Source organism: Nonomuraea purpurea, from assembly GCF_042650645.1.
GTDB classification, from domain to species: domain Bacteria; phylum Actinomycetota; class Actinomycetes; order Streptosporangiales; family Streptosporangiaceae; genus Nonomuraea; species Nonomuraea purpurea.
On record NZ_JBHSBI010000005.1, the window covers coordinates 150653 to 175595 of the forward strand.

22 protein-coding genes are annotated in these 24943 nt (G+C 67.0%); 15 read left to right on the plus strand and 7 right to left on the minus strand.

All coding sequences use genetic code 11. The features are described 5' to 3' along the window. Nucleotides 1-418: 418 nt before the first annotated feature. Nucleotides 419-1213 carry a polysaccharide deacetylase family protein gene (locus tag ACFOY2_RS11960; RefSeq protein ID WP_379528033.1) on the plus strand — a complete coding sequence of 265 codons (795 nt, stop codon included), beginning with the start codon at nucleotides 419-421 and terminating at the stop codon, nucleotides 1211-1213. Between the two features lie 30 nt (nucleotides 1214-1243). Then, the gene (locus ACFOY2_RS11965; RefSeq protein WP_379528034.1) at nucleotides 1244-1894 is read left to right on the plus strand and encodes a DUF2461 domain-containing protein; all 651 of its coding nucleotides are present in this window, start codon (nucleotides 1244-1246) and stop codon (nucleotides 1892-1894) included. A gap of 237 nt (nucleotides 1895-2131) precedes the next feature. Here the strand turns inward: ACFOY2_RS11965 and ACFOY2_RS11970 are convergent, their stop codons facing one another. After that, nucleotides 2132-4654 carry a hypothetical protein gene (locus tag ACFOY2_RS11970; RefSeq protein WP_379528035.1) on the minus strand — a complete coding sequence of 841 codons (2523 nt, stop codon included), beginning with the start codon at nucleotides 4652-4654 and terminating at the stop codon, nucleotides 2132-2134. Nucleotides 4655-4830: 176 nt separating this feature from the next. Beyond that, entirely contained in the window at nucleotides 4831-6681 is a 1851-nt protein-coding gene (typA, locus tag ACFOY2_RS11975) for a translational GTPase TypA (protein ID WP_379528036.1), read from the minus strand. Between the two features lie 292 nt (nucleotides 6682-6973). Here typA and ACFOY2_RS11980 point away from each other — a divergent pair, with 292 nt between their 5' ends. The 5 genes from ACFOY2_RS11980 (at nucleotide 6974) to ACFOY2_RS12000 (ending at nucleotide 14030) form a co-directional block, all read left to right on the plus strand. Then, nucleotides 6974-7717, plus strand: a complete 744-nt coding sequence (locus ACFOY2_RS11980) for an AMP-binding protein (RefSeq protein ID WP_379528037.1) — start codon at nucleotides 6974-6976, stop codon at nucleotides 7715-7717. A 111-nt stretch (nucleotides 7718-7828) separates the two neighbouring features. Further along, nucleotides 7829-10246: a LuxR C-terminal-related transcriptional regulator gene (locus ACFOY2_RS11985; protein WP_379528038.1), complete on the plus strand. Its 2418-nt coding sequence runs from the start codon at nucleotides 7829-7831 to the stop codon at nucleotides 10244-10246. Nucleotides 10247-10302: 56 nt separating this feature from the next. After that, nucleotides 10303-10716 (plus strand): AMP-binding protein, encoded by a 414-nt coding sequence (locus tag ACFOY2_RS11990; protein WP_379528039.1) that lies wholly within the window; start codon nucleotides 10303-10305, stop codon nucleotides 10714-10716. Between the two features lie 82 nt (nucleotides 10717-10798). Then, a complete protein-coding gene (locus ACFOY2_RS11995; protein WP_379528040.1) occupies nucleotides 10799-13267 on the plus strand; it encodes an ATP-binding protein in 2469 nt (822 codons plus the stop codon). A 10-nt stretch (nucleotides 13268-13277) separates the two neighbouring features. Then, complete coding sequence (locus ACFOY2_RS12000; protein ID WP_379528041.1) at nucleotides 13278-14030, plus strand: alpha/beta hydrolase; 753 nt, start codon at nucleotides 13278-13280, stop codon at nucleotides 14028-14030. 134 nt (nucleotides 14031-14164) lie between these two features. Here the strand turns inward: ACFOY2_RS12000 and ACFOY2_RS12005 are convergent, their stop codons facing one another. Further along, nucleotides 14165-14425, minus strand: a complete 261-nt coding sequence (locus ACFOY2_RS12005; RefSeq protein WP_379528042.1) for a GntR family transcriptional regulator — start codon at nucleotides 14423-14425, stop codon at nucleotides 14165-14167. A 603-nt stretch (nucleotides 14426-15028) separates the two neighbouring features. On the opposite strand from ACFOY2_RS12005, the gene ACFOY2_RS12010 reads away from it, so the two are divergent. Together ACFOY2_RS12010 and ACFOY2_RS12015 are read left to right on the plus strand one after the other, a co-directional pair. After that, complete coding sequence (locus ACFOY2_RS12010) at nucleotides 15029-15334, plus strand: hypothetical protein (RefSeq protein ID WP_379528043.1); 306 nt, start codon at nucleotides 15029-15031, stop codon at nucleotides 15332-15334. Nucleotides 15335-15542: 208 nt separating this feature from the next. Continuing rightward, nucleotides 15543-16046 carry a hypothetical protein gene (locus ACFOY2_RS12015; RefSeq protein ID WP_379528044.1) on the plus strand — a complete coding sequence of 168 codons (504 nt, stop codon included), beginning with the start codon at nucleotides 15543-15545 and terminating at the stop codon, nucleotides 16044-16046. A gap of 124 nt (nucleotides 16047-16170) precedes the next feature. On the opposite strand, the gene ACFOY2_RS12020 is transcribed toward ACFOY2_RS12015, so the two are convergent. Both ACFOY2_RS12020 and ACFOY2_RS12025 read right to left on the minus strand, forming a co-directional pair. After that, nucleotides 16171-16536, minus strand: coding sequence for a hypothetical protein (locus tag ACFOY2_RS12020; protein WP_379528045.1), 366 nt, complete (start codon nucleotides 16534-16536; stop codon nucleotides 16171-16173). A 583-nt stretch (nucleotides 16537-17119) separates the two neighbouring features. Then, nucleotides 17120-17449 (minus strand): hypothetical protein, encoded by a 330-nt coding sequence (locus tag ACFOY2_RS12025; RefSeq protein WP_379528046.1) that lies wholly within the window; start codon nucleotides 17447-17449, stop codon nucleotides 17120-17122. A gap of 228 nt (nucleotides 17450-17677) precedes the next feature. Between ACFOY2_RS12025 and ACFOY2_RS12030 the strand changes: the two genes are divergently transcribed. From ACFOY2_RS12030 to ACFOY2_RS12055, 6 genes are all read left to right on the plus strand, one after another. Continuing rightward, entirely contained in the window at nucleotides 17678-17848 is a 171-nt protein-coding gene (locus ACFOY2_RS12030) for a hypothetical protein (RefSeq protein ID WP_379528047.1), read from the plus strand. Next, the gene (locus tag ACFOY2_RS12035) at nucleotides 17845-18204 is read left to right on the plus strand and encodes a hypothetical protein (RefSeq protein WP_379528048.1); all 360 of its coding nucleotides are present in this window, start codon (nucleotides 17845-17847) and stop codon (nucleotides 18202-18204) included. The genes ACFOY2_RS12030 and ACFOY2_RS12035 overlap by 4 nt, the downstream gene beginning before the upstream one ends. A gap of 18 nt (nucleotides 18205-18222) precedes the next feature. After that, nucleotides 18223-18441, plus strand: coding sequence for a hypothetical protein (locus ACFOY2_RS12040; protein WP_379528049.1), 219 nt, complete (start codon nucleotides 18223-18225; stop codon nucleotides 18439-18441). Between the two features lie 181 nt (nucleotides 18442-18622). Further along, on the plus strand, nucleotides 18623-18811 hold the full coding sequence (locus ACFOY2_RS12045) for a hypothetical protein (protein ID WP_379528050.1): 189 nt from the start codon (nucleotides 18623-18625) through the stop codon (nucleotides 18809-18811). A 25-nt stretch (nucleotides 18812-18836) separates the two neighbouring features. Continuing rightward, nucleotides 18837-19220 (plus strand): hypothetical protein, encoded by a 384-nt coding sequence (locus ACFOY2_RS12050; RefSeq protein WP_379528051.1) that lies wholly within the window; start codon nucleotides 18837-18839, stop codon nucleotides 19218-19220. After that, a complete protein-coding gene (locus ACFOY2_RS12055) occupies nucleotides 19217-21064 on the plus strand; it encodes a cell division protein FtsK (protein ID WP_379528052.1) in 1848 nt (615 codons plus the stop codon). The genes ACFOY2_RS12050 and ACFOY2_RS12055 overlap by 4 nt, the downstream gene beginning before the upstream one ends. 517 nt (nucleotides 21065-21581) lie before the next feature. Here ACFOY2_RS12055 and ACFOY2_RS12060 read toward each other — a convergent pair. Together ACFOY2_RS12060 and ACFOY2_RS12065 are read right to left on the minus strand one after the other, a co-directional pair. Further along, nucleotides 21582-23159, minus strand: coding sequence for a recombinase family protein (locus ACFOY2_RS12060; RefSeq protein ID WP_379528053.1), 1578 nt, complete (start codon nucleotides 23157-23159; stop codon nucleotides 21582-21584). 257 nt (nucleotides 23160-23416) lie between these two features. Then, the gene (locus ACFOY2_RS12065) at nucleotides 23417-24850 is read right to left on the minus strand and encodes an aldehyde dehydrogenase (RefSeq protein ID WP_379528054.1); all 1434 of its coding nucleotides are present in this window, start codon (nucleotides 24848-24850) and stop codon (nucleotides 23417-23419) included. Between the last annotated feature and the right edge of the window lie 93 nt (nucleotides 24851-24943).

A 24943-nucleotide genomic window follows, 5' to 3' on the forward strand; every position in this document is an offset into this window, starting at 1 on the left:
ATTACTCCATGTCTTGGACGGCTGATGCCCGTTGGTGGGTACATCCTTGGTGTTCGGCCGAACGTCGACAGGGGGGTGGCGTGTGAGTGAGGCCCGAGACGCGACGGAGAAGCTGCAGGCGGAGCTTCATGGTCTGGGCGTCACGAGCGCGTACGAGGTGGGGGACGACGCCACCATCTCAGTGTGGATCGGCCTGGTCGTGCGGTATAGAGATGGTTTTTACCGTTGGCAGGAAGGACCGGTGAAACGTCGGCATCTGGGTACGGATCCGGTTGGATGTGCCATGCGCGTGGCGCGCCGCCACAAGGAACTGCAGGCCGATATCCCACTCTGGTGGGACGACCTGGCCAGGGAATTGCGGGGGAGACCGGCTCAGGACTATCCATAGGCCCCCGCATGCGGCGTTTCGGGGGGAAGCATGCGCGTATGGGCCTTGCCGCTGGCCCTGCTCGCCTTGGTGAGTTGCGTCACCCAGTCGGTGCCGCGCCGCCAGCAGCAGACCAGGGCGCCGATCGTGCCCGCCAAGCCGGCCGTCATAGATCCCGTCGCACTGGCCAAACGGCTGGCGTCGATACAGGCGGGCTGGCCGCGCAGCAGGCAGTTCGACTGCGCTCGGATCAAGTGCGTGGCGCTGACCTTCGACGACGGGCCGGGTGAACACACCTGGCGGCTGCTCGACATGTTGCGCCAGCGTGATGTCAGGGCCACGTTCTTCGTCGTGGGGCAGATGGTGGCGGCCGACAAAGGGGGCCGGATCGTCCACCGCATCGTGGACGACGGTCACGAGATCGGCAACCACTCCTGGAGCCATCCATCGCTCTCGGGGGTCTCGCACGAGGAACTCCAGCGCCAGCTCCAGTACACCGACGAGATCGTGTGGCGGCTGACCGGGGTGAAGATGCGGGTGATGCGGCCGCCGTACGGGGCGACGAACAGCAACGTCGCGGCCGAGACGCGCCGCGAGGGGCTGGCCCAGATCCTGTGGAACGTCGACACCCTCGACTGGCGTGACCGGGTCGCCACGATCGTGGCCAGACGGGCCGGAGGGGCCAAACCCGGATCAATCATTCTTATGCACGACATCCACCGCAGCACCGTGGACGCCGTGCCGTCAATACTCGACACGCTCGCCAAGAAGGGCTACACCTTCGTCACCGTCTCCGAGCTGTACGGCAAGACGCCGACGCCCGGGCAGATGTACACCGAGCGCTGACTGTCGGCGCCGCATGGCACCCTTGTCGGCATGGGTTTCACCGGCTTCCCCGACGAGGCGTTCCTCTTCTACGAAGGTCTCGAGGCTGACAATTCCAAGGCATACTTCGCGCAGCACAAGCAGCTTTACGAGGACGCCGTGCGGGCGCCCATGCTGGCGCTCACCGACGAACTGGCCGCCGAGTTCGGCTCGGCGCACCTGTTCCGGCCCTACCGGGACGTCCGCTTCGCCAAGGACAAATCCCCCTACAAGACGCATCAGGGGGCCTTCGTCGATCGGATGCCCGGGATCGGGCTGTACGTCGAGATCAGCTCGGAGGGGGTGTTCGCGGCCGGGGGCTGCTACACCCGGGCATCCGACCAGGTCGCACGCTACCGGGCCGCCGTCGACGAAGACCTGACGGGCAAACCGCTGTCCTCGATCACGGACGCGCTCGTCTCCGCCGGTTACGTCCTGGAGGGCGAACGGCTCAAGACACGGCCGAGGGGCTTCGACGAGGACCACCCCCGCATCGACCTGCTGCGCCACAAGTCGCTGTACGCGGGGCTGGTATTCGAGCCCGAGCCGTGGGTCCACACGGCCGCGGTACACGGACGGGTGGCGGACGCCTGGCGCGCGTTCGGACCCCTGGTGGAGTGGATGTCCACCAACGTCCGCGGAAGCGAACTACCCCGCCGCTGACACGCTGCCACCACACCCAGAACCCGGGGACGCACGACACAGCCGGAAGAACCTCGCGCCGCTCCGGCGTCGGGTCGTCGGGGAGTCGCACGGCGACGTTCGGCGCGACGCGGTGAGGTGTGGGAGCGGTCCCGCCGCGGTTGACGCTCGGCCAGACCGGCGCCGGATCGGTGGGCCCGTTGTGTGGCGGTGTTCGGCGCGATGTGGTCGGTGGCCGACGGGGGTTGGGGTGGGAGGTCAGCGGGGGGTGGTGACTTGGTCGCCTTTGAGGATGCGGTCGACTGTTTGGCCGGCGGCTGAGGCGGCGGCCGTGGTGCCGACCGCCAGGATCAGGGCCAGGGCCGGCGCGGCGAGGCTGCGGACGCTGCGGAGGTTGCGGACGCGGGCCCAGGGTTCGTCCGCCAGGTGCATGATGCGCCACTCCCAGAACAGCCCCAGGCCGACGCACACCGTCATGACCTGCCCCACCACGATCCCCACCACCTGGGCTTTGTCGAAGGCTCCGATGTCGGGTTCGGCGAGCGTGGACAGGTAGCCGGACAGTTCGGTCAGCAGGGCGGCGGCGGTCAGGTGGAGGGCTTTGGTCATCGGCTGGGTGCCACGGACGCGCGGGTAGAAGTAGCCGAACAGGAACCCGAAGGCGGGCAGCGTGATCAGGTAGCGGGCGTCGAAGACGTAGCTGGTCAGGTCGGGGCCCTGGGGCCGGCCGTACACGATGGCGAAGGGCAGGCTGAGCAGCAGGCTGACGGTGAAGGCGTGCACCCCGTTGTGCCAGGGCGTGCAGCCGGCGGCCGTGGCGAAGGCGCTTTCCGGGTGGCGTCCGTGCTGGCGCAGCGCGGCCTCCAGCGCGTGCCGCCGCTGGTCGAAGTCGGCCATCGACATCTCGCCCGAGCCGATGCGGCCGCGGCCGATGCGGTAGAGCTCCTGTTCGGAGACGAGCAGCAGCCGTTTGTGCAGGGCGGCCCTGACGAGTCGCCGGTGCTCCTCCTGGTTGGCGGGTTCGACGATGGGTGTGTGCGGGCCGGTGAGGAGCCAGCGGGAGGTGGCCCAGGCCACGATGGAGGTGATCGCGAGGAGTGGCAGCGGTACGTCGATGTCGGCCAGGGTGGTGGTGCCGCCGGGTGTGATGTAGAGCACCATGAGTACGGCGATCATGGTGGATTCGGCGACCCGGTTGCCGATGGCCGGCAGTTCGCCGCCGAGCCGCCGCAGCCGGAGCACCAGCATCACGAAGCCGAGCAGGAGCAGCCCGAGCGCGCCTCGGACGATCGGGTCGAGGGTGAGGACGCCGATCTTGGGTTCCGGCTGGGCCACCGCCAGGCTCCACGACCCGGAGTCCAGCCATTCCGTCGGCCAGCCCTGCACCAGCAGGCTCACCAGGACGGCCCCGGCCACGGCGCCGCGTTTCCACTGCCTGGTGGCCACGGCGATGGCGGCGATCGGGATCAGGGCCCAGCTCAGCGCCGGCACCAGGCGGATGCTGTCGGGCGGGTACACCCCGGTCGTCAGCGCCCGCAGCCACAATGCCAGGGCGAGCAGCCCGATCGCGGCCTCCGCCGACAGCACCGCCGAGCGTATGACGACGGGTCTGACTCCGAGGTCCACGCTGAAGGCGATGGCCGAGCCCGCCGCGGCGACGGCCGCCACGGCTCCGCCCGCGAGCAGGATCTGGCCAGGCAGTTGCCCGTGCAGCCAGGACCAGCTCAGCATGCCGAGTCCGAGCAGGCCGCCGAGACCGGTCACGATGTGCAGGTCGCGGGTGTTCCAGGGCGGGCTGGTCGGCAGCGTCCGTCCGGCGTGCCGGAGCGCGAGCAGGGGCACCGCGACGAAGAGAATCATGTACGCGACCGGCGACCAGTTCTTGGCGAACAGCGGGATCAGCAGCGTGGGCGCGGCCAGCGCGAGCCCGATGACGAGTTCCCTGTTGGGCACCCGCCCCCACCATCCGCGTCCGAGTGAGCGCAGCAGGAACACCAGCAGCGCGACGGCCGTCAGCACGCCGAGCGCGGTGGCCCACGAGAAGTCGTCCTCCACCATGACGTCGGCGAAGCCGAAGGAGTCGGGCGCGAGCGTCATGCTGACCGGATAGGCGCCGACGGAGAACTCCAGCCGCTTGTCCTGCTCCCGCGTCGGCGTGATGCCTTCCAGGCGCAGTACCCGCCATTCGCCGGGCAGTACGGCGATCGAGCGGCTCGTGACGATCAGCGGGTGGGCGTTCGGGGCGTTGAAGTCGAGTTTGAGCAGCTCGTCCCGTTTCACCTGGCGCAGCAGCGTCACGGTGAAGCCGGCGGTGGTGCCATGGGAGTCGGAGACCAGGATCGGCGCCAGGCGCGTCGTGGGCGCCAGCCCGGGGCCGCTCGCCTTGATCGCGCCGAACGCGGCGTCCGTGACCTGCTTGAGCGCGCCGGGGAAGCCGCCGCCCTGGCGTAGCGCCTCGATGAGCGGGTCCTTGCGGGCCATCTTGAGCCGGTGGACGGCGGTGATCTTGACCTGTCGTTGGCGGGGGTCGATCCGCCCCCGTGGCGCGGGATCCAGATCGCCCTCGCCCGCCCTGGTGATCACGACCTGGGTGGTGGCCTCACGGGCCCAGCCGACCAGGGGGTCGGCGCGGGAAGCGGCCGCCACCCACGGGTTGGGCACCGCGACGTCCTTGGGCGGCGCGGGCGCCGCCACCGGTCTGGCGGCGACGGTGCACCAGACGATCGCCCCCAACGACACCAGAGCCAGCCCGAACGCTATTGCGATCCGGAGCTTCCCCACATTTTTGATGATTCTCCGGCATGCGGGTTTGTTCCATGTCTTAGGGTCACGGTGTTATTACAGCTACTCCCATGACAACTTTTCTTTACGCCAGGACTGGGGAGCATCCACACATCGCAGGTGGACAACCCCAAAGGATTACTCCACCCACTAACGCCGGAAAAAGCCGGTTGAACTCAGGCGCGCTTTGCGCGGGCCGCGGCCCGCCCGCGGGTGGCGGCGTCGAGAACGACCTTGCGGATGCGCACCGCCTCCGGGGTGATCTCCACGCACTCGTCCTCGCGGATGAACTCCAGCGCCTGCTCCAGCGACAACACCCGCGGCGGAATCACCTTCTCCGTCTCCTCGCTGGTCGAGGAGCGCATGTTGGTGAGCTTCTTCTCCTTGGTGATGTTCACATCCATGTCGTCGGAACGGGAGTTCTCGCCGACGATCATGCCTTCGTAGACCTCGGTGGTCGGCGAGACGAACAGCACGCCGCGCTCCTGCAGGTTGAGCATGGCGAACGCGGTCACGGGGCCGGACCTGTCGGCCACCAGGGAGCCGTTGTTGCGGGTGCGCAGCTCGCCGAACCAGGGCTCGTAGGCGTCGAAGACGTGGTGGACCAGGCCGGTGCCGCGGGTCTCGGTCAGGAACTCGGTGCGGAAGCCGATCAGGCCGCGCGCCGGCACCACGAACTCCATCCGGATCCAGCCGGTGCCGTGGTTGGTCATGTGCTCCATGCGGCCCTTGCGCACGGCCAGGAGCTGGGTGACCGCGCCGAGGTACTCCTCAGGGCAGTCGACCGTCAGGCGCTCGACCGGCTCGTGGACCTTGCCGTCGATGGTCTTGGTGACGACCTGCGGCTTGCCGACGGTCAGCTCGTAGCCCTCGCGGCGCATCTGCTCGACCAGGATGGCCAGCGCCAGCTCGCCACGGCCCTGCACCTCCCAGGCGTCGGGCCGGTCGGTGGGCAGCACGCGCAGCGACACGTTGCCGACCAGCTCCTTTTCGAGGCGGTCCTTCACCATGCGCGCGGTGACCTTCGCGCCCTTGACCTTGCCCACCAGGGGCGAGGTGTTGGTGCCGATGGTCATGGAGATGGCCGGCTCGTCGACCGTGATCAGCGGCAGCGGGCGCGGGTCGTCGGGGTCGGCCAGCGTCTCGCCGATCATGATCTCGGGGATGCCCGCGATGGCGATGATGTCGCCGGGGCCGGCCTCCTCGGCCGGCTTGCGCTCAAGCGCCTCGGTCATGAGCAGCTCGGTGATCTTGACCCGCTGGATCGACCCGTCGGTGCGGCACCAGGCCACCTGCTGGCCCTTGCGCAAGACACCCTGGTGGATGCGGCACAGCGCGATGCGGCCGAGGTAGGAGGAGGCGTCGAGGTTGGTGACGTGGGCCTGCAGCGGCGCGCTCGGGTCGTACATCGGCGCGGGGATGGTCGACTTGATGATGTCGAACAGCGGCTCGAGGTCATCGGAGTCGGGCATGCCACCGTCTTCCGGACGGTTCATCGAGGCGCGGCCGGCCTTGGCCGAGGCGTAGACGATCGGGAAGTCGATCTGCTCCTCGGTGGCGTCGAGGTCCATGAACAGCTCGTAGACCTCGTCGACGACGTCCTTGATGCGGGCGTCGGGACGGTCGACCTTGTTGATGCACAGAATGACCGGCATCTTGGCGGACAGCGCCTTGCGCAGCACGAAACGGGTCTGCGGCAGCGGCCCCTCGGAGGCGTCGACCAGCAGCACCACGCCGTCGACCATCGACAGCCCACGCTCGACCTCGCCGCCGAAGTCGGCGTGGCCGGGCGTGTCGATGATGTTGATGGTCATGCCGCCGTGCTGGACCGCGGTGTTCTTGGCGAGAATGGTGATGCCCTTCTCGCGCTCGAGATCGTTGGAGTCCATGACGCGGTCGTCGACGTCCTGGTTGGCGCGGAATGCCCCGGACTGCCAGAGCATGGCGTCGACCAGCGTGGTCTTGCCATGGTCGACGTGCGCGATGATCGCGATGTTCCGCAGGTCGTCGCGGCTGTTCAAAGGCATGATGACGTCTCGCTCTGTGTCGTGGGGTCGGCCGCGCGAAGTCGCGACCTCATAAGTCTAGTTGATCCCCTCTGATGGCAGGAGCGGGACGAGATGACGGCCGGCGTAAGCGCGGGTGTCCTCCAGGCGGTGATCTTGGCCGGTCTCGCGCGCCTGGCGACGTCGTCCATGGTCAACCGGTGCGGTCCCTGGTCGAGCAGCGACGCGGAAGCGTATGGGGCGGGCCCACGTACATAGCCGGTTGCACAATTGTGCGCATGGCAATCATGGCCGCGATCCCTAGATTTGCGGCATGACCTGGACAGAGCTGGTTATGGCCGCGGCACCGATGCAGGGCGATCAGCCGGCGGTGAGCGACGTCAGGACCGGCGAGGTGCTGTCGTACGCGGCGTTCGTCAGACGCGTCACGCGGGCCGCCGAGGGGCTGCGCCGTCACGGCCTGCGCTTCGGCGACCACGTGATCGTCGACGTTCCGCTCGGCGCGGCCCTGCCGGTGGCCGTCCACTCCGTGGCCTGGGCCGGCGGGATCGTGGTCTTCGGCGCGTCCGGCTCGGCCCGGATGATGATCACCCAGCGCCACTACGACCCGGCCGCGGTCAAGGTGGAGCACGTGTTCTCCTTCCAGCCCGCCCCCGGGGCCAAGCCGTTCAGCGGCCTGTTCGCCGAGCGGCCCCTGGAGTTCGGCCCGCTGGCAGGCCCGGCGCTCACCTTCGACGGCGTGCGCATGCTCGACCACGACCAACTCGCCGGCGACCTGCGCAGGCTGGCCACGCGACTGGTGATCAGCAAGGACGACATCGTGATCAACGCGGTCAGCGAGCCGTTCCGCGGGCTGCGCGTGATCGATTTAGCCATGATGTCCGGCGCCCACGTCGTGGTCGCCCACGAGCCGAGCCTGATCGGCTGCCGCGTGCTGGCCGCCGAACGCCGGGCGACCATGGTCGTCGCGCCCTACGACCTGGCCAGACGCCTGCTCGGCGATCCGATCCTGCGGGTCGTCGACGAGCGGGCGATCGTGAGCTCGCTCGGCCTGTGACGCGGAGCCCGCCGACGCCGGCAGGACCGCAGGCCAAGGGCGGGTTTCTTGTTGACGAAGAAGTGCGACACTGTGGGAGAGTGTGATCCTTCCGCGACGCAGGGTGACCGCATGCCAGATTCCCCCCGGCACAACCTTCCGGCAGAGCCCAACCGGTTCGTCGGCCGCGAACGCGATCTCGACGACCTGCGCGGCCTGGTCGGCGAGGCACGAGTGGTGACGCTGTGCGGGGTGGGCGGCATCGGCAAGACGCGGCTGGCGCTGAGGGCCGCCGCCGGGCTGATGGCGTCCTATCCCGACGGCGTCTGGCTGGTCGAGCTGGCCAGGTTCAGCCGTCCCGAACTCGTCGAGCAGGAGATCGCCCGCGTGCTCGGCGTGCGCGAGGAGACCGGCAGCCCGCTGCTCGACACCATCACCGCACGCCTACGCGACCTGCGCTGCCTGCTGCTGCTCGACAACTGCGAGCACCTGGTCGACCGGTGCGCGCAGGTGGCCGCGGCGATGGTCGCGGCCTGCCCCCTGCTGAGCATCCTGGCCACCAGCAGAGAGCCGCTGCGCATCGCCAGCGAGCTGATCTGGCGGGTGCCGCCACTCGACCTGCCCGACGCCGGCGCGTGCGACGCCGAGTCCGTGCAGCTCTTCATGGATCGCGCGGCGGCGGCCGGCACCAGGCTCGGCGCCGACAGCCTGCCCGACGTCGTGCGCCTGTGCCGGGCGCTCGACGGGCTCCCGCTGGCGATCGAGCTGGCCGCGGCCCGTACGAGCCTGCTCAGCCCCGGTCAGATCGCCGACCGCATCGACGACCGCTTCTCCCTGCTCACCACGGGCGGACGCACCGCCCCTGCCAGGCAGCGCACGCTGCTCGCGGCCGTCGAGTGGAGCTATGACCTGCTGTCGGCGGGCGAACAGGTGCTGCTGCGCAGGCTGTCGGTGTTCGCCGGGGCGTTCGACCTCGACCTCGCCGAGCAGATCTGCGCCGAGCGGCCCATCTCCGAGGCGGAGATCGTCGATCTGCTCGGCGGCCTGGTCGACAAGTCGCTGGTGTTGTGCGACGAGGGCCGCAGGCGCTATTGGCTGCTCGAAACGATCAAGCGGTACGCGCTCGGGCGCCTCGAACAGGCCGACGAGCGCGAGGCCCTGCGCGAGCTGCACCTCGGCGTGCTCTGCCAGTTGCAGGAGCGCCACTTCATGACCGAGATGGTCGAGCCCGGCCTCCCGTGGTCGCGCAGGCTGGAGGCGCTGACCATGAGCAAGAGCCTGGTCGACGACCAGCGCGTCGCGCTCGACTGGGCGGCCGAGTCCGGCAACGCTCAACCGGGCCTGCGCCTGTGCGCCTTCAGCACCGGGCTGATGCCGATCGGCGGCGGCGGTCTGATGGAGATCGTCGGCTGGGTCGAGCGGCTGCTCGTGCTCGGCGCCGCCGACGTGCCGGCCGAGCAGATCGCCCAGGCCAAGGCGTACCTCGCCTACGGCCTGGAGGCCAGGGACGAGCTGAGCCGCTCGCTGGAGATGGCGCGCGAGAGCCTGGCGGGGCTGCCGGAGCAGAACGTGTTCACCCGCTGCGTCATGCACAGCCTCATGGTCGTGGTGCTGCTGCGCATGGGCCGGGCCGACGAGGCGCTGCACCACGCCGAGCAGGGGCTGCGCCTGGCCACGGGCTCGGGCGACGCCTGGAACCAGGCGGCGGGCCTGGCGGGGTTGTCGGCGGTGGCGCTCACCCGCGGGCGGCTGCGCGAGGCGCAGCGGCACGGCGAGGAGGCGCTGGCGCGGGCCCGCGAGCACGGCCACCGCTGGATCATGGCCAGGACCGCGGCCCAGCTCGGCGGCGTGGCCGAGGCCCGCGGCGACCTGGTGGCCGCCAAGGCCCAGTACGAGACGGCGGTGCCGTGGCTGCGTGAGCTGGGCAGCGATCTGGAGCTGGGGCGCTGCCTGGCCAGGATCGGCCGGGTGGCGGCGATGCTGCACGAGTTCGGCACGGCCAGGCAGTGGCTGGCGGAGAGCTTCGCGCTGGGCAGGCAGACGGGCCAGCGCCAGGGGGTCGCCCGCTGCCTGGTGGGGCTGTCGGTGCTGGCGGAGTACGAAGGCGACCTGGAGGGCGCCGTGCTGGCCGCGGCGGCGGCGGCCACGCTGCGCGAGTCCATCGGCCAGCACTCCGCCACCATCCGCATCGAGGAGCTGCTCGCCCGGGCCAGGACGAAGCTGGGCGAGGGCCGCACCGCCTCCCTGTGGTCCAGCGGCCGGGCGATGAGCCCCGACGCCGCCGCCCGCCACGTGCTGGAGGGCGAACGGCTGACGCCCAAGACGCCCGTGCCGGCCGAGCCGGTGCGCCACTCGCTGCTGACCGCCCGAGAGCAGGAGATCGCCGCTCTGCTCACCCGCGGCCTGTCCAACCGGGCCATCGCCGGAGAGCTGGTGATCAGCCCGGCGACGGTCGCGCGACACATCGCCAATATCATGGAGAAGCTCGGCTACACCTCTCGTGCGCAGATCGCGGTGTGGGCCGCCGAACGCCCGAACGCTTCTGCATAGGGATCTGCATATTCCGCCCCATGTACGTATGAGACGCCCTCCCTAGCGTGTGCAGCATGGATGAGCGCATCGTGATGGTGGACTCGGGCACCGGCCTGAAGCTCACCGAGGAGCAACTGGACGAGAGGTCCGCCGTCGCGACCGTCCAGTTGCGGCGCAGAGGGGTGCGTGCCGGTGACTCCGTGCTCATCTGCCTGCCCGTCGGCCCCGACCTGCTCGTGGCGACCGACGCGGTGATCGCCGCCGGCGCGGTGGCCTGGCCGCTGCCCGTCGAGCTCGACGCCGCGGTCCTCAGAGAGCGCATCGTGGCCAGCGACGCCCGGGTGATGATCTCCGACCTGCCCCGCGCGCTGGACGCGGCGGACGAGTCGCGCGTGCGGATCGTCATGGGCGTCGCGGACCTGGGCGCCCTGCATCCCTATCCGTCCAGTCGCGGGTTCCGCACGGAAAGTGATCGCATCCGGCCCTGAAGCTGTGAAAGATAGGGACCGAGCTTGTCGAGGTCATCAATAAGCACGGCACCCAGGTCATGAGACCGACGATGGAGGGCTCGTGACCGCGTACGTCCCGCACAACCTGCCCGCCGAGCCCGACGGCTTCGTCGGCCGCGAGAGAGACGTGGCCGAGCTGTGCGCGCTGGTCGGCCACGTGCGCGTGATCACCCTCAGCGGGGTGGGCGGCGTCGGCAAGACGCGCCTGTCGCTGCGCGTGGCGGCGAAGGTGGCGCCGCTGTTCGCCGACGGGGTGTGGCTGGTCGAACTGGCCCGCGTCACCGGCCCCGCGATGCTCGTCAACGAGCTGGCCGCGGTGCTCGGCGTCCGCGAGGAGATCCCGGGGCGGCTGCTCGACGGCCTGCGCGTGCGGCTGCGCGCGTCCAGGGCGCTGCTCGTCCTCGACGGCTGCGAGCACCTGGTCGAAAGCTGCGCCGAGCTGGTGTCGGGGCTCCTCGACGGGTGCCCGTGGCTGCGTTTCCTGATCACCAGCCGCGAGCCGCTGCGCATCCCCGGCGAGCTGATCTGGCGGGTGCCGCCGCTGGAACTGCCCGGCGAGCACCGTCCGGACGCCGAGTCGGTGCGGCTGTTCCTCGAGCGGGCGCTGGCGGCGGGGGCGCGCGGCGTGCGCGACGACATCGCAGAGGTCGAACGCCTGTGCCGCGTCCTCGACGGCCTGCCGCTGGCGCTGGAGCTGGCGGCGGCCCACGCCGGCGTGCTGAGCCCGGGCCGCATCGCCGACCGCGTCGCCCTGGCGGCCACCGGTCACCTCGCGGTCCCGGCCAGGCAGCGCCCGCTTCTGGCCGCCGTCGAGTGGAGCCACGACCTGCTGCTGCCCAAGGAACGGGTGCTGCTGCGCAGGCTGTCGGTCTTCGCGGGGCTGTTCGACCTCGGGCTGGCCGAGCGGGTGTGCGCCGACGGCGGCATCCTGCGCAGGAGGGAACTGGCCGGCCTGCTCGGCGGCCTGGTCGCCAAGTCTCTGGTGTCGCACCACGACGCCGAGGGCCGCTACCGCCTGCTGGAGACGATCCGGCGGTACGCGGCCGACCGGCTGGCCGAGGCGGGCGAGGCGGTGTCCCTGCGCGCGCGGCACCTGCGGGTGATCTGCGAGGAGATGGAGCTCTGCCACGCGGCGGGCTCGCTGGAGCGGCGGATGCCGTGGCCGGCCAGGTTCGCCCACCTCACCAGAGGGCGCGGCCTGCTCGACGACTGCAGGATCGCGATCGAGTGGGCGGTGGAGTCGTGCGAGCCGGTGCTCGGGCTGCGCCTGGCCCGCGCGGCGCTGGCGGTCGGCGGCGACCTGGGCGAGAGCGTCGGCCGGCACGAGCGGCTGCTGTCGCTCGACCTGTCGGCGGTGCCCGCCGACATGGTCGCGGTGGCCAAGGCCGGGCTGGCGTACGGGCTGGAGCAGGGCGACGAGCTGGGCCGCGCCGAGAAGCTCATCGTGGAGGGCGTCGAGGGGCAGCGCGGGCACCCGTACACCCCCTGGCTGGGCTTCACCTACGGCGTGGCGCTGACGGTGTTCCTCCGCACGGGCCAGAGCGAGCGGGCCCTGCACTGCCTGGAGGAGCTGGAGGCAGCGGCCGGCGCCCACGACGACCTGTTCAACCTGGTCACGGTCCGCATCGCCCAGCTCGACCTGGCGCTCTCGCAGGGGCTGCCGCGCCAGGCCAGGCGGCGCGGCGAGCAGGCGCTGGCACTGGCCGGGGAGTCGGGGCACCACTGGTCGCTGGCCAGGGCGCTGACCCGGCTGGGGGTGGCGGCCGAGGCCGACGGCGACCTGGAGGCGGCCATGTCCCACCACGCGGCCGCGCTGCCGCTGCTGGAGGAGATGGACGACCGGGTCGAGCAGGCCCGCTGCCATGCCAGGCTCGGCAGGGTGGCCGCCGGGCTGGGCGACCACGTCGCCGCCAGGCGGCACGTGGCCGCGAGCCTGGAGCTGAGCAGGCGGGCGGGCAGGAGCAGGGGCATCGTGCGGGCTCTCGTGACACTGTCGGCCGTGGCCCGGGCGGAGGGCGACCTGGCGGGTGCGGTGCTGGCGGCTTCCGCGGCCGAGGCGTTGCGCGCGTCCATCGGCCGGTTCGGCCCGCCAGGACGCCTCCAGGAGTTGCTCACGCTCGCCCGCGCGGAGCTCGGCGAGGACCGGCTGGCGCTGCTGTGGGCCAGGGGCGCGGAGGAACCGCCGGAGGAGGTGGCGGGACGGGTGCTCGGCGGCGAGGCGGAGTCCGCCCCACTGCCGGTGCCGAGTCGGCTCGGTGGCGAGCCGGCGGTGCTGCGCCGGCGCGGCGGCGGGCAGGCGTCCGCCGCGCTGCCGGTCCTGCGTTACAGCGGCCTGACCCATCGGGAGCGGGAGATCGCCGGGCTGGTCGGCCGTGGCCTGAGCAACCGGGCCATCGCGCTGGAGCTGGCGATCAGCCCGGCGGCCGTGACCGGGCACGTCGCCGGCATCATGGAGAAGCTGGGCCTCCACTCGCGTGCGGGCATCGCGGTGTGGGCGGCCGAACACGGGATGGACGCCGGGCGAACATAAGCTCGTATCCATGCCTCTCGCGCAGAATTTTCCCGTCATGCTCATGACCGAGGACGGGGTCCGCATCGACGCCGCGCACACGCCCGCCACACGTACGGACATCGGCATCGTGGTGGCGCACGGCTTCACCGGCTCCTGGCGGGAACGCTCCGCGCGCCGCATCGCGCACGTGCTGAGCGGATACGGCGGCGTGATCGCCTTCGACTTCCGCGGCCACGGCCGCTCGCGCGGCGAGTCGACCGTGGGCGACCTGGAGATCCTCGACGTGGACGCCGCCGTCAGGCACGCCCGCGTGGTGGGCTACTCCAAGATCGCGGTCGTGGGCTTCTCGATGGGCGCGGCGGTGGCCGTGCGGCACGCGGGCCTGCGCGGCGGCGTGGACGCCGTGGCGGCCGTGAGCGGCCCGGCCCGCTGGTACTACCGGGGCACCAAGCCGATGCGCCAGGTGCACTGGGCGATCGAGCGGCCGTTCGGGCGGTGGGCGGCCAGGGTGGTCAAACGCACCAGGATCGCCCGCGGGCGGTGGGACCCGATCCCGATGCCGCCCCACGAGGCGGCGGCGCTCATCTCGCCCGTCCCGCTGCTGATCGTCCACGGGGACGCCGACACGTTCTTCCCGCTCGACCACGCCCACCAACTTCACGCCGGCGCGCGCGAGCCCAAGGAGTTGTGGGTCGAGCCCGGGTACGGCCACGCGGAGTCGGCCGCGTCCCCCGATCTCGTCCGCCGGATCGGCAAATGGATCTCCTCGAACCTTTCTTGAGTAATACACGTCTACCCGAGTATGGGGATTTGTTGTAAGACCGAGACCTAACAGGCGGAGCCCCGCAAATCAGCGCACCTAGTCTGACCTGCGCTGTTGGCGGGGCTCCGTGAAGTTCGAGGCGGGGCGGGAGCTTACTCGCTTGCCTTGGCTGGCCGTTCGGCTACGAAGCTGCCCATGCCTGGCTCTGTTCGGATCAGTCCATCTTTGCGCAGTGCGCGATGGACCTTTTGCCCCGTTGACGTGGCGATGCCGTACATCTGCTGAAGCCTCAGGACAGACGGAACCTGATCGCCCGGAGCACGCTTCCCGCTCTCAATCTCGCCTTTGAGGATCTCGTACACCTGGACCCATCGGGGTATGCCGGGTCTCCACTCAAGTTCCTGATCAGCCACACCTGAACGCTAGGCATGTGGCACCATGGCAGGCGAGATTCGGCATGCCTGGTGAGCTATAGCATGGTGTACTACAGTGGGAGCCATGACCCCCAGCAAGACGGCCCTCCATCGGCTCCTGACTCCGCCCTTAGCCGGTCAGGGCGAAAGGGTGCGCGAAGTTGCGGGCAACCACGCTGCACACCTCCACACCTGCATCGGAGGAGAGATCAATGCCCAAACCTCTAGCGATCGAAATGACGGCGGCAGAGAACCTAGAAGAGGGCTGGCTTCTGGCGTTCGATATCTCCAAAGAAGAACCATCCAAGACTTCTATCGCCACAACGACCGAACCCCCGAATGGAGTGCACCGCATTTGGGGCAAAGTCGTAGAGCGCACTCGTCCCGACAATAAGCACTTCCGCACCTGTACACGGTCAAAGGCTGAGGTATGGGTGATGTGTGAGTTCTCTATGGGCGTCTCGATTATCACCTGCATTCACCCTGACATAAAGGTGCCAATCTACAGAGATCTAACGAGCAGGCAAGAGGCATACGAGTACGTTCTCCGATACGCGGCGCTAAAGCCGCCATGGGAAATCTAGCCGAGTCGAAAGGAAAGTGATGCACGAGCAAATGGATCCGAACGCCGCCCTGGATTCTATTCAGCAGGCATACAACCAAGCGGCTGCGGCACTTCAAAACTCGTCTGATCTTGAGACGGCTTACCAAGTCGCAACTCGTCTAGCGGATAATATGAGAGAACTGGCTGACGCGGCGGCACTGATTCGGGCCAAATCCGCCCAGCGGATATGGGAATCAGAGCAACTGTCTCTGAGCGGCCTTGCTGCAAAAATAGGTGTTTCAAAGGCGCGGGCCGACCAGCTAATTAAGGCGGCACGAAACAGTGACCAGAATGACGCTGCGTAGGTTGCCTGAACCCTAGGCCGGAATCCTCCAGCCTCACCAGAGCGTCCCAGGCTACGGCCCTACCTTACTCACACCGTTGCCTGGGGCATGAGCCCCCACAGAAGATGCCATTGAGCGGTTTCGCTGCCCGCCATCACCGCTCGAAAGCGCTCACTGTGGGGGCTCTCATCCCACACCTGTACTTATAAATGACCCACGGAGAAAGATAATGATCACCGCAACCTCTTGCTATGTTTACAGCGATATAACCACCACTGTGGCTTGGCGCACAGAAGAGAATGAGTGGTTCATATCCGATGCCCCGGACATTAAATACGACGACAAGGCCGCGCTGCGGCATATGTTGGAACTTGAATATCAGCACCAAAGGCAGCAGGGTCACGAAGCAGCCCTCTCGGATCTCACCAACGTGTCCGAGAGAGAAATTTGCGACCGCGCAATGAGGTTCATTGTAGAAGCCCGAGCCATTCTCGTTACCTCAAGGCGAGAGGGAAATATGCACCTCGACGGCTCTAGAAAGCAAATCAATTTCCTTTTGACTATGGCTCAAATCGCCATACTCGACTATCAAGGCGAATTTCAGTCGCTCCTTAGAAACTGCTCACTATGCCGATCGCAAAAGCTCCCAGTGAGGCGAGTTGGCAGCAACGACAAGGGCGATGCTCTGTTCGCCTGCATGCAATGCCTATGGAACGCGATGCTTTTTGCCTAATGGTAGGCAGGCGTTGCGTTTGGCATCTGCGATTTCAGAAGCCCTCACAGGGGATGTGATTGACCTGGGCTACACGTCCAGCCAATAGCGCACCACTGTGAGGGCTCGTTTATAAATCAGTCTGCTAGACGTCTGCGGTAAGAGCGATGGACAATCCGAGGTAATTATCCGTCACTTCGGCGCGAAGTCTAGTTGCACCTTCGGCATTTGTTTCGTCGGGAAGCCGCTCTGCATTGATGGCTTGACGCCATACCTCAAAGTCCTTGCGTCGCTTATCGGTATTTCCCGCGTCGCACGTTCCGGTAAGAGCTTCCTTGGCTGGGTTGCTGTGAATCGACCAGCTAATTACTGGCAACCCTTCATTTGTGATGCGCGCCAGAAGACCCGTGAGGGCTTCTACAGTCCGTTGCTGCAAGTGCACCTGAGATTCGCGAGCTTTCTCGGCGTGTACCCGCGCACTCAGCGCATCCAGCCTCTCTTGTTCGGGCACTTTCCTTACCTCGTTTCCCGTGTACCTTTGCTATCGCGCGTCTTGTCCTTCAGGAAGCGTGATCGGCTCCTGCCCATGCTCGTGGTCGTACATGCCTGCGAGCGCCGGACGAAATACGGCTAGGTGATCGGGCCATCTGCCGCATAGCGCTGACCGTGCGGCGGAGTCCGTTTGTAGCAGGAATTGCAAATGCCGCATTCCATGCATGAGCACATCGATATACCTAGGAAGCGGCGCTTCCGTCGCCTCTACCGGAATCGGCTTCCCTACGGCATCGGGCAGAGCTGGACTGATTGGCGCTGCGGTCGCCCATTGGTCACGAACGAAAGCGCCGCAACCGATTACGGCTACGTAGGTGAGAACGACGGCAGTTCCTTCAGCACGCCAGGAAGTAGAGTGCAGGAGCTTTACACCGGTTGCGGCCCCATTTTCTTCTAGAAGGTTGGTGACGGCGGTATGAGGATCGCTGTTCTGTCGAACTGCCTCTGAACGCCAGGCGTCTTTGCCGCTAATCAGCCACAGGCCAACATCGTCGGCCGACACCGGCCAAACCTCCACAACGACCTCTGTTCGGTCGCTCACCCTAATCCCCCTCCGTCGCGTGTCCATTTCTGTTGCTTGCATCTTTGGCGGTCTTCATTAGCTGAGCTGCGCGTGCTTTCGATACTCCAATGTGGTCGGCCAGGCCAGCCAACGACATTTGCTCATGATCAAAAATGCGGGCAGCCGAAAGGGCTCGCTGATCCCCCGAAGCCTCAACAAAGCGCCTCAGCGTCTCTACCAGTTCCGTGGCACCGGCATATGACCGGTTGTGATCCGGCTCCGCATTGATCGCTTTCAGCACTGCATCGAAGGCGTGTTCGAGGTCAGCAAGCGCGGTCAGAACCGCCCCGCTCACGTCTTCCTTTGCCATGCGCGCCAGGGTACGCGCTCCGTCCAGGGGGGGCTATACCCATTCCGTATAGCCCCCCCTTGACGCCCGTGTAGGGGGGCCTGTACGTTCGTTCGTGTAGTCCCCCCTGTACGGGCCGCCGACCAGGGGGAGCAACGGCAACGACCGGAGGCGACGGATTGGAGGTGATCAACGGTGGTCGGACACGAAGATGCACGACTCTCCCGCTTGATCACAGTCATCCGCACTGTGGCCGAACTGCTGGACAACTGCGCAGACGGGCTGATTTCGGATGCCATCGCCGCAACGGTGTTGCTGCTGATGATCATCACGCTTCACGGCGTGGCTGATGCGCTGGAGAACTGCCCCGACGTGCTCACCCTCTACGTCACGCCCTTGAAAGGAGCTGATCTCCGTTGACCCACAACATGCCCGCAGCCCACCGGGAGCGACTCATCGCTGATCTCCGTGGCCTGGCCGACCTCCTGGACAAGAACCCGCATCTCCCCGTTCCCAAGTACGGAGTGCGGGTCTCGGTCCACCCTCGCTACGACACCGACGCCACGTCAGAGGCGGAGGCGATCGCCGAAGTTGAGCGGATCGCCGCTCTGTTGGGCGTCGCGACCAGAGCGGAGGACGGCCAGCACGTCGCTTGGGCGGACTTCGGCACGGTCTCCTATGAGGCTGTCGTGGTCACGCAGGCAGCCATGGACCGCCGCAATGCGCGCGATTCGTACCGGGACTGCATTTCCACTGATCCGCCTATGGGTGCCTGAGCGGTGGACGTGCCGGTCTTGATCATCACTCTTGCGCTGGCAGCAGCGCTGATCGTGCTGGTGCTGTTCGTGCTCGCAGTGTGCGGCATCCGCGCCGATGACCGCCGCCGCCCGTTCGCTGATCCCCGTTCAGAGATCGAGCACGTGACCCGGAGCGTGCTCATGTACGCCCGTCGTCAGGACCACCCCACCGAGGCCGCCCCCACCCCGAACCCCCACAGAGACAGGAGGAGGTGAAATCCGCTGCGTACTTTCCCGCTGCTGCGTGGGTGCCCTTGTGGTGCCGCGTTGGAGTCCGGCAACAAGGCTTGCCGCAAGTGTCGCGCCCGCGCTCGCTGGCGTCGCCGTAAGGCGCGTCACGACGGCATCTGACCTCCCCAAGTCCGCCGCCTAGGTCGGAAAGGAGGTGAGAAACCGTATGGAGATCACCATTCCCTTGGTCGTGATCGTGGGCGGGATCGTGTTCATCGCCTGGCGCTATCTCGGATTGCGCCTGTGGCAGGCGTTCATTGCCCTCGTGTTCGGGTTCCTGCTGGCCACGACCACGCTCGGCCCCAGCATCAGCGCTGTGATCGACGGCATCGCAGCGTGGATCACCAACCAATGACCCCCCGGCTTAAGGAGGGATGCCAGTGCCAAACCACCACCCCTACCCACACACCGATCTTCAGGAGGTTAGCTCCCGCAACCAGACCGCCGCTCAGATCATGACGGCGCTTGCCCGAGCCCCCTTGCCCGTGCAGCTCATGTGGGCACAAGTGATTGCCGCCCTCGCCGACATCGACGCTCTGATTGATGAGGTCACCGGCCTACGCGCCGAACTGACCAGCATCCGCCATCAGCGCGCCAACGCCCTAGCGGCTATGCGCGCCACGCTGGCCGCCGACCGAGATGGCGACGACGACCCCCTGTACTACGTCCGTGACGAGCTGGACGCCCAGGCCAACAGGTCGGACCGACTCATGAGACCCGAGACGACTCACGAAGCGGCCACAGACCACACAGGCGGCCAATGAGCAGGCACGGGCAGGCATCGCGCTACCAGATGCGCCGGAACGCGCGCCGGATGCGTCGCTACGGCATCCAGCCCATGGCCACGGTCAATGACCTGGACATCCCACCCCTGGCCATCGTCGGCATCTCCCGTCTGGCCTGGCGCTACCGCTCCGAACTCGCACCCCTCACCATCGCCGCATCGATCCTGCTCACTGGCATGATCATGCGGCGGTGGTCCCCCGAATGGTGGCCTGCGGTCCTGATCAGCACGATAGCGATCACTAGCGCACTGGCTATCGGGGGCCGGTGGGTCAACCTTCCCCGTCCGATCGAACGCGGCTATGCCACAGTCACCACGGCGTTCGCCGGAACGTGGCTCACGCTGGCCGCCTACCTGGGGCCGTTCACGCCGCCCCTGCCTGCCGTTCTGAGCGCTGGCGCGTTCGTGCTGGCCGTGCCCTGGTGGACGCACCGGCGGAGGCGTGCCCGCGTGCGCGTTGAGCGCACGCTGGCCGCCTGGCCAGACATCGCTCAAGCCGTCGGCCTGACGGGATCCCGCATCCAATCGGCGATTGTCGATCTGTGGGGCTACCGCGTGCGGCTCAGGCTGGGGCGTGGCCAGACGGTAGAGGATGCGATCAGGCAAATGCCCGCGCTGGAGTCCGCCCTAGGAACGCGGCGCGGCGCGATCCGCATTCAACCCGTTCCCGCGCTGGCCAACCGCGCCGACGTTCGGGTGATCGAAAAGGATCCGCATGCCGACGCGATCCCTTGGCCTGGTCCATCGATCACGTCTGTGAAGCAACCCGTCAAGCTGGGGGTGTTCGAAGACGGTAGTTCTGTGCGCGTGTCGCTGCGGCGGCGGCATGGGCTGTTCGGCGGGATCGCCGGTGCGGGCAAATCGGGGGGCGTGAATGTCCTGTTGGGAGACCTCACGGCTTGCCCCGATGTGATCATCTGGGGCATCGATCTCAAGCGTGGGATGGAACTCATGCCTTGGGCATCCTGCCTGGATCGGCTCGCCACCACACCGCAGGCGGCAGACACGCTGTTGGCCGATGCCGTCGCGATCCTGGACGCTCGCGCCGATCACCTCGCCCAACAGGGGCTGCGCGTGTGGGATCCCCGACCGGACGCTCCCGCTCTGATCATCCTGGTAGATGAGTACGCCGAACTCATCGAGGAAGCCCCCGGTGCAGAGCGCTACGCCGACTCAATCGCACGGCGGGGGCGTGCTCCGGCTGTCACCCTCGTAGCTGCCACTCAACGGCCCTCACAGCGCGCTATGGGTAAGGGCGCGGTGCGTTCACAGATGGACATCCGCCTGTCGTTCCGGGTACGCGAACAGAGGGATGTGGATCTCATCCTTGGCCAGGGCATGCTCAAAGCCGGATGGCACGCGCACCGGCTTGACGCTCCGGGCAAGTTCCTGATCAGTGCGCCGGAACATGACGTGCCTCGGCGCGCGCGAACCTTCCTGCTGGACGACGAGGGAGTTCAGCGCACCGCCGAACGGCACGCGCCCAGTCGCCCCCAACTGGACGCGGTCTCTGCCGCCGCCCTGGAGACCCGCGCCGACGCCCGAGAGCCCCTGAGAGCCCCTGAGGGTGTTTCGGAGAGCATCGCTGGGACATCGCCCCGGCATGCACGCTCAAACGCGCCTGAGGACGCTGAGGGAGCTCTCATCGCCGCACTGGCGGCGGCACCGGAAGCCGGGGCGTCGGTGGCCGATCTCATGACCGCAACGGGGATGGGCAAGCGATGGGTCTACTACCGCGTCCGCGCGCTTGTTGATCAAGGGCGGGCCGTACAAGTGGCACGGGGACACTGGCGCGCCGCACCGAGGTCAGCTACCGGCAGTTGATTTCAAGATCAACTTTTGGGGGCTCGCCGGCAAAACCCCAGATGTTGATCTTGGAACACGCTCGGCTCTGCCGACGCAGACCTGACGGTCCGTAACCAGAATCACGAATCATGCACGTGCACGCCTCGCGCGCGTCTGCACCTAAAGGCGGCATGCACGGACGTGCACGTGCACTCCCCCGCACTACGCACTGTAAGGGCTCAAGAGGGGAGGTGGTGACGCTTTCGGGAGATCTCAAGAGGCGGGCATGCTCTCGCCGGAACAGCGAGCGATGATCCGATTGGCAGGCATGGCGCACGCACGCAAGACGAGGCGCGCGCAGGGGTTGCCAGATCACATTGAAGATCCGATAGGAATCGCGGAGATCCTTCCGCTATTCCAAGCGAGAACGAATCGAAAACCGAATGCCAAGCCAAAGAAGGTTCGCGGAGAGAAACGAGCACGATCAACGGAATAAACGGAAAGGGCATCGTGAGGGTAAGATCTCACGATGCCCTTTCCGTTTATCGCTGCAAGCCTAGAATCGCCAGTCGAAATCCAGGCGCTGTTCGATGATCGCAAGCTGCTTTTCCGTTCGTACTTTTCTGTCCTTGATATATCCGTACATGTTGCGGGGTGCGCCTTCAGGCAGAGGTAGAACGATTATTTCGCGCACGGCTGACTTGATTGCCCTGCGCCTACGATCGATTGACCAGCTTTCCCATGCTTCCGCAATTGACTGATCGGCTGGGATACCCGACAGAACGGATTCCGATTCTCCGCTGAGCCGATCATAATCGCGGCGCAATCTAGCTATTTCTGTCTCGCACTGAGTCTTGATTGTGAGCCATTCGTCGCGCTCTATGATGCGCGGTCTCCTGTAATAGTCGCTTCTGGCCTCGGCTTTGATTTCCTCTTGCTCAGCTATCTCGCCTAGGATTCGCTCTCGTTCGCCGGTGGAATCGCCGGAGCTTGCTTGCGCTCTAACGAATTCCGGCGAAGAGAGCGCCTGCTGAATGGCTCCTGTGACGAATTCTTCGGCAAGGTCCGCCTTGATCGAGATTTTTCCGCATCCGCCGTGCACGGTTTGAACGCATGAGTAGTTGTCGCCTGCCCTTCGGTACATCTTGCGCTTGCACAGGCAGCAACCGAGCACTCCGCCGAGTAGGTGATCTTCGCGTTTCGTGTACGTCTTATCCTTGGCGCGATCGCCGAGTATCTTCCGTAGCCGTTTGTGCTCATCCAAGCTGATGATTGCAGGCCAATTACCCTTGTAGAGCTGTCCATCCCATTCGCGATATCCGGCAATGAACGCGGACAGAAGAACCGTCGTAAGGGTGGTTACGCTGATGGGTTTTCCCGTCACGCCAACTATGCCGCGCCCCTTCCAGTCGTGGCAGATATTGTTGACGCTGGAATGGTCGTCAAAGATCCGGTCCGCCGCTTCCCGGATGAGACCGTTTTCTGTCGGGTGTAGCTCGACACGGATAACTTTGTTCTTCTTTGACTCGTCTTCTGGATCGCGTTCGGCGTAGATGTAGACGTATCCGAAGCGTCGCGTTCCGCCTGCTGCGCGCCTGCCTTTCCGTGCCTGACGTTCTGCTGCTTCATGTACGCGCTGCCCTTTGACCGCGCTTTCCTTGCGAGCGCGTAGCGCTTCCATCCCGCCCTTGTATGAGCCGTCCGGGGTGCTGAGGTCATAAACGGCCCCCGTGCTGTACTCCGTGAGTACGACACCGTTGGATATGCATGCCTGCTCTAGGCGATTCCAGGCAGTTAGGTTGCGTACGAGCCGATCGATATCGCGAACGATTACTACGTCGATAGATTCGGATTCGATGGCTTCGATAGCAGCATCGAATCCGTCACGCGTCACCTCATGAAATGCTGAATAACCGTCATCTTTGAACTCTGCGACGACCAGGACGTTATTCTCTGTCGCGTATTTGTTGCCATTCGCGAGTTGAGTTGGCACCGATTCCGCCGCATCCCATGATTCGCTGAGACGCGCGTACAGCAACCCACGCCGGGGGGAGTCGCCGGAGTCGGTGGGACGTGGCGTTAAAGCTGCACGTCGGGACGTTGCCGCCCTACGCTGGGGAGATCTCTTGGCCATGAGCCCATGTTCTGACAAATCTCTAGACTTGGGTACCTAGGGCGGATGGAAGGAAACCGCCGGGAGAAAGTCCCTGGGGAAGGAAACCGTCGAGGCGGTGGACATGGGACATACTTCTGTAGTCGGGCGGTTGCCCAGCGTCGCGGGGGCGCGCTGGGCGGACATCCCACATGATGGGGCCCCGTGGTCGTGCCACGGGGCCCCACCGTGCTTGTCCGTTCGCACGTTAGCGGGCTTGTCCGTTCGCACGTCAGCGGTCATCCGAGCCGGGAGATGGACTTGTACTCCAGGTAGCCGTTCAGGCCCTCGGGGCCGAGCTCGCGGCCGATGCCGCTGGCCTTGAAGCCGCCGAAGGGCGCGTTCGTCTCCAGCATGAAGCAGTTGACGCCGTAGGTGCCGGTGCGGACCTGGCGGGCCACGTCCATGCCGCGGTCGGCGTCGCCCGTCCACACCGTGCCGGCCAGGCCGTAGTCGCTGTCGTTGGCGATGCGGACGGCGTCGGCCTCGTCGTCGTACGGGATCACCGACAGGACCGGGCCGAAGATCTCCTCGCGGGCGATGCGCATGTCGTTGGTGACGCCGGCGAAGACGGTGGGGGAGACGTACCAGCCGCGGTCGCGGGGGCGGTCGAGGCCGCCGACGGCGACCTTGGCGCCCTCGTCCATGCCGATCTTGATGTAGCCCTCGACCCGGTCCTGCTGGCGCTTGGCCACCAGCGGGCCGATGCCGGTCGCCGGGTCGGCGGGGTCGCCGACGGGCTGGGAGTTGACCATGGCCACGACGGCCTCGACGACCTCGTCGTAGCGGTTGCGCGAGGCCAGGATGCGGGTCTGGGCCACGCAGGCCTGGCCGTTGTTCATGAGGGAGGCCATCGACAGGAAACCCATGCTGGCGGCCAGGTCGGCGTCGTCCAGGATGATCGCGGCGGACTTGCCGCCCAGCTCCAGGCTGACCCGCTTGAGCTGCTCGCCGCAGATGGCCGCGATGCGCCGGCCCGCGGCGGTCGAGCCGGTGAAGGCGACCTTGTCGACGCCGGTGTGGGAGATCAGGTGCTCGCCGACCTCGCGCCCCGCGGCCACGATGTTGAGCACTCCCGCGGGCACGCCGGCCTCGGCGACCCACTCGGCCAGCAGGTAGGCGTCCAGAGGCGTCTCGGGCGCCGGCTTGAGCACGATCGTGCACCCGGCCAGCAGCGCGGGCGCGAGCTTGGTCATCGTGACGAACTGCGGCACGTTCCACGGCACCACGGCCGCCACCACGCCCACGGGCTCCCTGCGCACGGTGATCGGGCCGAACAGTCCTGGCCGCTCCTCTTCCTGCTGGAAGTCCTTGCCCAGTTCGGCGTAGTACTGCAGCATGCCGAGCGGCTGAGGCGCCTGCGCGAGGTTGGAGAACGTGATCGGCGAGCCCATCTCCTCGGTGATGAGCTGGGCCATCTCGCCCTGCCGCTCGTTGTAGATGCCGGCCAGCCTGCCGATCACCGCCGCCCGCTCGGCGAACGTCATCCTCGGCCACGGCCCGTGGTCGAACGCCTGCCTGGCCGCGGCGACCGCACGGTCCATGTCCTCGGCCGTGCCCTCCGGCACCCGGCCGACGACCTCCTCGGTGTGCGGCGAGACGACGTCTATGGTTCCGGTGCCCGCTGGGGCCACCCATTCGCCCCCGATGAACAGCGTGTCGTGCTGGCGCATGTCGTGAGCCTCCCGCTTGAGCGAATGCTTGCTTGCTAAGGCTACGCCTCAAGGCGACCGAACCATGTTCTGTCCGGACACGCAAGAGGGGCG

What these genes read in the sequence shown, in the direction of transcription:
- ACFOY2_RS11960 (WP_379528033.1), top strand. Translation starts at nt 419, where the DNA reads ATGCGCGTATGGGCCTTGCCGCTGGCCCTGCTCGCCTTGGTGAGTTGC.
- ACFOY2_RS11965 (WP_379528034.1), top strand. Translation starts at nt 1,244, where the DNA reads ATGGGTTTCACCGGCTTCCCCGACGAGGCGTTCCTCTTCTACGAAGGT.
- typA (WP_379528036.1), bottom strand. Translation starts at nt 6,681, where the DNA reads ATGCCTTTGAACAGCCGCGACGACCTGCGGAACATCGCGATCATCGCG.
- ACFOY2_RS11980 (WP_379528037.1), top strand. Translation starts at nt 6,974, where the DNA reads ATGACCTGGACAGAGCTGGTTATGGCCGCGGCACCGATGCAGGGCGAT.
- ACFOY2_RS11985 (WP_379528038.1), top strand. Translation starts at nt 7,829, where the DNA reads ATGCCAGATTCCCCCCGGCACAACCTTCCGGCAGAGCCCAACCGGTTC.
- ACFOY2_RS11990 (WP_379528039.1), top strand. Translation starts at nt 10,303, where the DNA reads ATGGATGAGCGCATCGTGATGGTGGACTCGGGCACCGGCCTGAAGCTC.
- ACFOY2_RS12000 (WP_379528041.1), top strand. Translation starts at nt 13,278, where the DNA reads ATGCCTCTCGCGCAGAATTTTCCCGTCATGCTCATGACCGAGGACGGG.
- ACFOY2_RS12010 (WP_379528043.1), top strand. Translation starts at nt 15,029, where the DNA reads ATGCACGAGCAAATGGATCCGAACGCCGCCCTGGATTCTATTCAGCAG.
- ACFOY2_RS12015 (WP_379528044.1), top strand. Translation starts at nt 15,543, where the DNA reads ATGATCACCGCAACCTCTTGCTATGTTTACAGCGATATAACCACCACT.
- ACFOY2_RS12025 (WP_379528046.1), bottom strand. Translation starts at nt 17,449, where the DNA reads ATGGCAAAGGAAGACGTGAGCGGGGCGGTTCTGACCGCGCTTGCTGAC.
- ACFOY2_RS12045 (WP_379528050.1), top strand. Translation starts at nt 18,623, where the DNA reads ATGGAGATCACCATTCCCTTGGTCGTGATCGTGGGCGGGATCGTGTTC.
- ACFOY2_RS12055 (WP_379528052.1), top strand. Translation starts at nt 19,217, where the DNA reads ATGAGCAGGCACGGGCAGGCATCGCGCTACCAGATGCGCCGGAACGCG.
- ACFOY2_RS12060 (WP_379528053.1), bottom strand. Translation starts at nt 23,159, where the DNA reads ATGGCCAAGAGATCTCCCCAGCGTAGGGCGGCAACGTCCCGACGTGCA.
- ACFOY2_RS12065 (WP_379528054.1), bottom strand. Translation starts at nt 24,850, where the DNA reads ATGCGCCAGCACGACACGCTGTTCATCGGGGGCGAATGGGTGGCCCCA.